Below are 7202 nucleotides of genomic sequence, written 5' to 3' on the forward strand. Positions count from 1 at the left end.
GTATACTGAGCTTTGTGGGCTAGGATCGCAGCATATTTAGCCTGTCATGGGTTGTCAGTCCCAATCACAGGCAATCAATCTCTATGGGTTTATTTTCAATGCTGGCTTTTTGCGACACCCTCTAAAGTCGAGGGTTTCCTTGCGGAGGATCTATGAAAATTATTATTGCGCCTGACTCATTTAAAGAAAGTCTCAGCGCCTTACAGGCCGCTGAAGCGATAGAGCAAGGATTTCGTGAAATCTATCCACAAGCAGAATACATTAAATTGCCGATGGCAGATGGCGGTGAAGGTACGGTTGAATCGATGGTTGCAGCCACCAATGGGAGAGTTGTACACCTGTCGGTTACTGGTCCGTTAAATCAGCCGGTGGATAGCTTTTTCGGCGTGCTAGGCGATGGAGAAACCGCTGTTATTGAAATGGCGGCGGCTTCTGGCTTGCATTTAGTGCCGATGGAAAAGCGTAATCCGTTGATAACCACGACTTATGGTACCGGCGAGCTGATGTTGGCTGCTTTAGATCAAGGTGTCAGAAAGATAATTTTAGGTATTGGCGGTAGCGCGACTAATGATGGCGGTGTCGGTATGATGCAGGCGTTGGGGACCTGTTTGCTTGATTCTGATGGAAAAGAGTTGGAGCCTGGTGGGGCTGCGTTAAGTCGGCTTGCTAAAATTGATCTTTCTGGTTTGGACGCGCGTTTGAGTCAGACTGAAATTATCGCCGCCTGTGATGTGACTAACCCGTTATGTGGTGAGTTTGGCGCATCTGCTATTTTCGGGCCACAGAAAGGGGCGACACTAGAGATGGTGAAAGAATTGGACGCGGCTCTGCGCCATTATGGTGAGACAATTGAATTACTGACCGGCACTAAGGTCATTGACGTACCCGGTGTGGGAGCCGCAGGGGGAATGGGCGTTCCTTTACTTGGTTGGTTGGACGCTAAGTTACAATCGGGAATTGATATTGTTATCTCCACGCTGGAATTGGAAAAGGCGGTACAAGGCGCTGATCTGGTTATTACTGGCGAAGGTCGAATGGACAGCCAGACTATTTACGGTAAAACGCCGATTGGTGTTGCTCGTATCGCCAAAAAGTATGCTATTTCAACCATCGCATTGGTTGGCAGTATAAGTCAGAACTATAGCATCGTTCATGAGCACGGATTGGATGCCGTTTTCTCAATTATGCCCGGCGTTTGTTCTCTTTCTGACGCTCTTGCTTGCGGGCATGAGAATTTGCGGGTCACTGCCCGCAATGTGGCTGCGGTCTGGAAAATGGGTCAGCTAGAATAAGAATTTGACTTGGGGTCGTAGTAAAAACCACAAGCATTCATAAAACCTTTTAATGCCGGGTCGTTAGCATCGGAAAACTTTTCAAGGTTTAATTTCCAATGGTTAATGGTGGGATGTTGAGCTCTTATTTCATTTATCAAATATAAACCCACTCCCCGGCGGCGTGTTATTTCACGGACACATAAATCTTTAAGCAGGCCGGATTGATCACTGAAAGTCACTTTTACTGCGGCCAGTAATCTATCATTAAAACGAGCAGCGAACAGTTTATTGCCGTTTTTTAGATAGATTTGCCACTGTTCAGGTATTTGCTGAGGCCATATTTTTTTCAGATCAATCGTATCTTGTGTTGATAAAACAGTAAGTTGTTCAATAGTTAGCTTCATGGTTTTTCCATATTAATTTTAGTTGAATAGTTCAATGGAGTGTCGTGTAACCGCTTTTATACGTTACTGGAAAAATGTTTTTAACATGGTCGATCTTTCGAGTTAAAGATTGCTTTACTAATATTTAACCAGAATATCACACCATGTTTCGTCTAAATTCCAATCAATTTTGGCGGTATTTTATTCTGTAATTAATGCTTTTAGCTACCTTGTTAATTTGATTTTAAGCATGAAATGCTAGTTTAATAACATGAAAAATAAAATCTTATTCATAAAAATTACTTTATCTAATCATCGATCACAAAAGATCACGGTTATCCCATTAGATAATCGGAGATCTAAAAGGTAAGCACAATAAATTAGATTAATAACAACACGGGGATAAATAAAATGAAAGTCATAACAGGTAAAAGCCTATTAACAGGCGGTATTGTCATGATGATGAGTCACTCACTGTGGGCGCAAGAGATCAAAGTAGCGATTGTGGGGGCAATGTCAGGTCCAGTTGCGCAATATGGTGATATGGAATTTACTGGTGCCCGTCAGGCAATTGCAGATATCAATGCTAAAGGGGGTATTAATGGCAATAAGCTGGTGGGCGTTGAGTATGATGATGCGTGTGATCCGAAACAGGCTGTAGCCGTCGCGAATAAAGTGATTAATGATAACATTCGTTATGTTATCGGCCACTTATGCTCTTCGTCTACTCAACCGGCATCTGACATCTACGAAGATGAAGGTGTCATTATGATTACACCGGCGGCAACCAATGCTGATTTGACAACTCGTGGCTACCAGATGATTCTGCGTACCACCGGGCTGGATTCTGATCAGGGACCAACGGCAGCGAAATATATTGCTGAAAAGATTAAACCTCAGCGTATAGCTATTGTTCACGATAAACAGCAATACGGTGAAGGATTAGCGCGATCTGTTCTCGATAAATTGAAAAAAGCGGGAGCTAATATTGTCCTGTTTGAAGGCGTCACAGCGGGTGATAAAGATTTTTCGGCTCTGGTTGCTCGTCTGAAAAAAGAGAATGTGGATTTTGTCTATTTTGGCGGCTACTACCCTGAAATGGGGCAAATTCTACGTCAGGCTAAGCAGTCCGGCTTGAATATTCGCTTTATGGGGCCAGAAGGTGTAGGCAACTCCTCACTATCCAATATCGCCGGAGCCGCTTCCGAGGGCATGTTAGTCACATTACCTAAGCGTTACGATCAGGTGCCGGTGAACAAAGCTATTGTTGAGGCGATCAAAGGTAAGAAAAGCGATCCGACAGGCCCGTTCGTCTGGACAACCTATGCCGCGCTGCAATCTCTGGCCGCGGCAATGAACCGTACCGGTAGTATGGAACCGACTGATTTGGTGAAAGACCTGAAAGCGAATCCAGTGGATACCGTAATGGGAACACTGAGCTGGAATGCCGTCGGCGATCTAAAAGGATTCGAATTCGGTATTTTTGAATGGCATGCAGATGGTTCTTCCACTTCTGTGAAGTAAAGTCGTGGTCATCAGCGCCTGTTTGCCAGGCGCTGTTATTCCAGAGGTACAACGTATGTCGGAGCAATTTCTCTATTTTTTACAACAGATGTTAAATGGAGTGACTCTGGGTAGTACTTATGCATTGATTGCCATTGGTTATACGATGGTTTACGGCATTATCGGGATGATTAACTTCGCTCATGGTGAAGTTTATATGATTGGTAGCTATGTCTCCTTTATTGTGATTGCGGCTCTGATCATGATAGGAATTGATTTGGGCTGGTTGCTGATTACCGCCGCTTTTTTAACATCAATTGTCATTGCCGCTGCTTATGGTTGGAGTATTGAGCGAGTGGCTTACAGACCTGTTCGCCATTCTAAACGCCTGATTGCCCTGATTTCAGCGATTGGGATGTCTATTTTCTTGCAAAACTATGTCAGCCTGTCACAAAGTTCTCGCGATCTGGCATTGCCGAGCCTGATTACCGGACAGTGGGTATTAGGTGCAAGTGATGGATTTTCTGCCAGTCTTAGCGCAATGCAACTGACCATCTGGATAGTGACATTTCTTGCCATGCTGATATTGACACTGTTTATTCGCTATTCCCGTATGGGACGGGCCTGCCGTGCTTGTGCGGAAGATCTGAAAATGGCCAGTTTGTTGGGGATCAATACTAACAGAGTGATTTCCTTGACCTTTGTTATCGGTGCGGTAATGGCCGCGGTAGCCGGTGTTTTGTTGGGGCAGTTCTACAGTGTGATAAATCCGTATATCGGTTTTATGGCAGGAATGAAAGCTTTCACCGCAGCGGTATTGGGAGGAATTGGCAGTATTCCGGGGGCGATGATTGGTGGCTTGATCTTGGGAATTTCAGAAGCCCTAACTTCTGCTTATCTGAGCACAGAATATAAAGATGCCGTTTCCTTTGCTCTACTCATTGTTGTGCTGTTGTTTATGCCCACTGGAATTTTAGGCCGTCCAGAGGTAGAAAAAGTATGAAACATGCCAATTGGATGAATGCCGTTATCGCCTCAGTCGTTTTATTTGTGTTGTCTGTCTTTATGATGGGGATACAGTTGTCGCTGGACGGTACGCAGTTGGTCGTCCATCGTGCCGATGGAGTGCGATGGTTATGGATTGGTATTGGCTGCGCGGTTGTTTTTCTGTTCCAGTTATTGCGTCCAGTTGTTCAGCAGACAATGAAGAAAATACCGATTAAAAGCTGGTCGTTGCCGGATTTCGATGGTTCAACCAAAGGGCAAAAATTACTGGCGATATTGGTCATTATTGCTGCAATTATCTGGCCGTTTATTGTATCCCGTGGTAGTGTTGATATTGCTACGCTGACGTTAATTTATGTCATGCTAGGGTTGGGTTTGAATGTCGTGGTTGGTTTGTCGGGGTTGTTGGTACTTGGGTATGCCGGTTTTTATGCTATCGGTGCTTATACCTACGCTTTGCTGAGTCACTATTACGGATTAGGATTTTGGCAGAGCTTACCGCTGGCGGGGTTAACGGCGGCTTTATCGGGGTTATTGTTAGGTTTTCCGGTATTGCGATTGCGCGGTGACTATCTGGCAATTGTTACCCTTGGTTTTGGTGAAATTGTTCGCATTCTACTGTTGAATAATACTGAAATAACCGGTGGTCCGAATGGTATCAGCCAGATCCCAAAACCGACTTTCTTCGGGTTGGAATTTAACCGCGGTGTGAAAGAGGGAGGTTGGGACACTTTCCACAACTTCTTTGGTTTGAAATATGATCCCAGTGATCGGGTCATCTTCCTCTATCTGGTGGTGTTACTGTTGGTAATACTGACAGTATTTATTATTAATCGGCTACTGCGTATGCCATTAGGCCGGGCATGGGAAGCGCTGCGTGAAGATGAGATTGCTTGTCGCTCTCTTGGTTTAAGTCCAACCCGAATTAAACTGGCTGCATTTACTATCAGTGCTGCATTTGCCGGTTTTGCCGGTACTTTATTTGCTGCCCGGCAGGGTTTCGTCAGCCCGGAGTCCTTCACGTTTGCTGAATCTGCTTTTGTGCTGGCGATTGTAGTACTCGGAGGGATGGGTTCACAGACTGCGGTGATTCTAGCGGCCGTTTTATTGGTGGTTTCCCGTGAGATGATGCGTGATCTGAATGCCTACAGCATGTTGCTGCTAGGGGCAATGATGGTATTGATGATGATTTGGCGCCCGCAAGGGTTGCTACCGACAAAACGCCGTCATGTTAAATTGGAACGACCGGTACAGGGAGGAAAGCAACCATGAGTGCAACGCCATTATTGCAAGTTTCCGATCTGACCATGCGCTTCGGTGGTTTGCTCGCGGTTAACAACATTGCCCTGAGGCTAAATCAGGGTGAAATTGTTTCTCTTATTGGCCCTAATGGTGCAGGGAAAACTACAATCTTTAACTGTCTGACCGGATTTTACTGTCCGACTAGCGGTACGATAAAACTGCGGGAGAAACATCTGGAAGGGTTATCTGGGCAGGCGATTGCACGTATGGGTATTATCAGAACATTCCAACATGTGCGGTTGTTCCGAGAGATGACTGTGATTGAAAATCTATTAGTAGCGCAGCATCAGCACCTGAAAAGGGGCCTTTTGGCCGGTCTTTTTAAAACGTCGGCATTCCGCCGAGCAGAATCTAAGGCTGTAGATTGGGCCATAACTTGGTTAGAACGGATTGGTTTATTACCACTGGCAAACAGACAGGCCGGTAATCTAGCATACGGTCAGCAACGGCGTTTGGAGATTGCCCGCTGTATGGTAGCTCGTCCGCAGATTTTGATGCTGGATGAACCTGCTGCGGGGCTGAATCCAAAAGAGACAGCAGAGCTTAATGCTTTAATTGCTGAACTGAGGGAATATCATCAAGTTTCTGTATTGTTGATCGAGCATGATATGAAATTGGTGATGGGAATATCAGATCGTATCTATGTTGTTAATCAGGGAATGTCTTTAGCGCAAGGACGGCCAGAAGAGATTCGTAACAACCCGGATGTTATCCGGGCATATCTGGGCGAGGTGTATTAATTATGTTGGAATTTAATCGGGTATCTGCCCATTATGGAGAAGTTCAGGTATTACATCAGGTCAGTCTGAATATTCAGCAGGGGGAAATCGTCACTCTAATTGGTGCAAATGGCGCAGGAAAAACAACGTTGCTCAGTACCTTATGTAGTGAACCCAGAGCAACCGAAGGTTCCATAATTTTTCGTGGTAAGGAGATCACCCAATGGCCGACATCTCGTATTATGCGTGAGGACATTGCGATTGTCCCGGAAGGACGCAGAGTGTTTGCTCGTATGACAGTGGAAGAGAATTTGGCAATGGGCGGCTTTTTTGCTGATAGGACCCAGTATCCGCAGCGCCTTGAGCGGGTTTATGATTTATTTCCGCGTTTACAGGAAAGGCGTAACCAGCGAGCTGGAACGATGTCCGGTGGTGAACAGCAAATGTTGGCAATTGGCCGTGCTTTAATGAGTCAGCCACAATTATTGTTGCTGGATGAGCCTTCATTGGGATTGGCGCCGATAGTGATTATTCAGATTTTCGATACTATTCAGCAGTTGAGGGAAGAGGGGATGACCATCTTTTTGGTTGAGCAGAATGCAAATCAGGCGTTGAAATTGGCTGACCGAGGATATGTATTGGAAAACGGTAAGATCGTACTAGAAGACAGTGGGTCTGCGTTATTGGTTAATGAAGCTGTGAGAAATGCGTATTTGGGAGGATAGAGACGTATTCTCTTTCACAGGAAGGGAATTCAGATGGTTGATTATCCTCGTAGTACTGGGAAGGTTGTTTTTCCTAAGGTGAGGACGCCATTAATAATGCTTTAAGTTTGGTATTAGTTGGGGTCGGGGCAACGAGTGTGGTTTCAAATGCTTTGAAATCCGCCCTTGTTTTTTTCTGTGTTTTTTCGTCATATTTTAAGTGATATAAATAAATTTTCAAAATAATAGATCACTGGAAGGGAACTCAGTCCGATTTTTGCGATCTGATCAATTGCCAAAAATCCCAAACCT

7 protein-coding genes are annotated in these 7202 nt (G+C 45.1%); 6 read left to right on the forward strand and 1 reads right to left on the reverse strand.

Translation table 11 applies throughout. The features are described 5' to 3' along the window. The first annotated feature begins 152 nt into the window (after positions 1-152). Entirely contained in the window at positions 153-1292 is a 1140-nt protein-coding gene (locus tag Phpb_RS18790; RefSeq protein WP_065391690.1) for a glycerate kinase, read from the forward strand. On the opposite strand, the gene panM is transcribed toward Phpb_RS18790, so the two are convergent. Further along, a complete protein-coding gene (gene panM / locus Phpb_RS18795; protein ID WP_065391691.1) occupies positions 1280-1678 on the reverse strand; it encodes an aspartate 1-decarboxylase autocleavage activator PanM in 399 nt (132 codons plus the stop codon). The two genes, Phpb_RS18790 and panM, sit on opposite strands and share 13 nt — an antisense overlap. A 390-nt stretch (positions 1679-2068) precedes the next feature. Here panM and Phpb_RS18800 point away from each other — a divergent pair, with 390 nt between their 5' ends. Genes Phpb_RS18800 through livF form a run of 5 tightly spaced genes read left to right on the forward strand, consistent with a single transcriptional unit; the run spans position 2069 to position 6911 of the window. After that, on the forward strand, positions 2069-3181 hold the full coding sequence (locus Phpb_RS18800) for a branched-chain amino acid ABC transporter substrate-binding protein (RefSeq protein WP_065391692.1): 1113 nt from the start codon (positions 2069-2071) through the stop codon (positions 3179-3181). 55 nt (positions 3182-3236) lie between these two features. Then, complete coding sequence (gene livH / locus Phpb_RS18805) at positions 3237-4163, forward strand: high-affinity branched-chain amino acid ABC transporter permease LivH (protein WP_065391693.1); 927 nt, start codon at positions 3237-3239, stop codon at positions 4161-4163. Beyond that, entirely contained in the window at positions 4160-5437 is a 1278-nt protein-coding gene (locus tag Phpb_RS18810) for a high-affinity branched-chain amino acid ABC transporter permease LivM (RefSeq protein ID WP_065391694.1), read from the forward strand. Before livH ends, Phpb_RS18810 begins: the two co-directional genes overlap by 4 nt. Next, a complete protein-coding gene (gene livG / locus Phpb_RS18815) occupies positions 5434-6207 on the forward strand; it encodes a high-affinity branched-chain amino acid ABC transporter ATP-binding protein LivG (protein WP_065391695.1) in 774 nt (257 codons plus the stop codon). The genes Phpb_RS18810 and livG overlap by 4 nt, the downstream gene beginning before the upstream one ends. A gap of 2 nt (positions 6208-6209) precedes the next feature. Beyond that, positions 6210-6911, forward strand: coding sequence for a high-affinity branched-chain amino acid ABC transporter ATP-binding protein LivF (gene livF, locus Phpb_RS18820; RefSeq protein ID WP_065391696.1), 702 nt, complete (start codon positions 6210-6212; stop codon positions 6909-6911). Positions 6912-7202: the final 291 nt, after the last annotated feature.

Origin of the sequence: Photorhabdus namnaonensis (assembly GCF_001684335.1) — a bacterium.
GTDB lineage: Bacteria > Pseudomonadota > Gammaproteobacteria > Enterobacterales > Enterobacteriaceae > Photorhabdus > Photorhabdus namnaonensis.

Coding starts and splice junctions, on each gene's coding strand:
- Phpb_RS18790 (WP_065391690.1), top strand. CDS start 153: ATGAAAATTATTATTGCGCCTGACTCATTTAAAGAAAGTCTCAGCGCC.
- panM (WP_065391691.1), bottom strand. CDS start 1,678: ATGAAGCTAACTATTGAACAACTTACTGTTTTATCAACACAAGATACG.
- Phpb_RS18800 (WP_065391692.1), top strand. CDS start 2,069: ATGAAAGTCATAACAGGTAAAAGCCTATTAACAGGCGGTATTGTCATG.
- livH (WP_065391693.1), top strand. CDS start 3,237: ATGTCGGAGCAATTTCTCTATTTTTTACAACAGATGTTAAATGGAGTG.
- Phpb_RS18810 (WP_065391694.1), top strand. CDS start 4,160: ATGAAACATGCCAATTGGATGAATGCCGTTATCGCCTCAGTCGTTTTA.
- livG (WP_065391695.1), top strand. CDS start 5,434: ATGAGTGCAACGCCATTATTGCAAGTTTCCGATCTGACCATGCGCTTC.
- livF (WP_065391696.1), top strand. CDS start 6,210: ATGTTGGAATTTAATCGGGTATCTGCCCATTATGGAGAAGTTCAGGTA.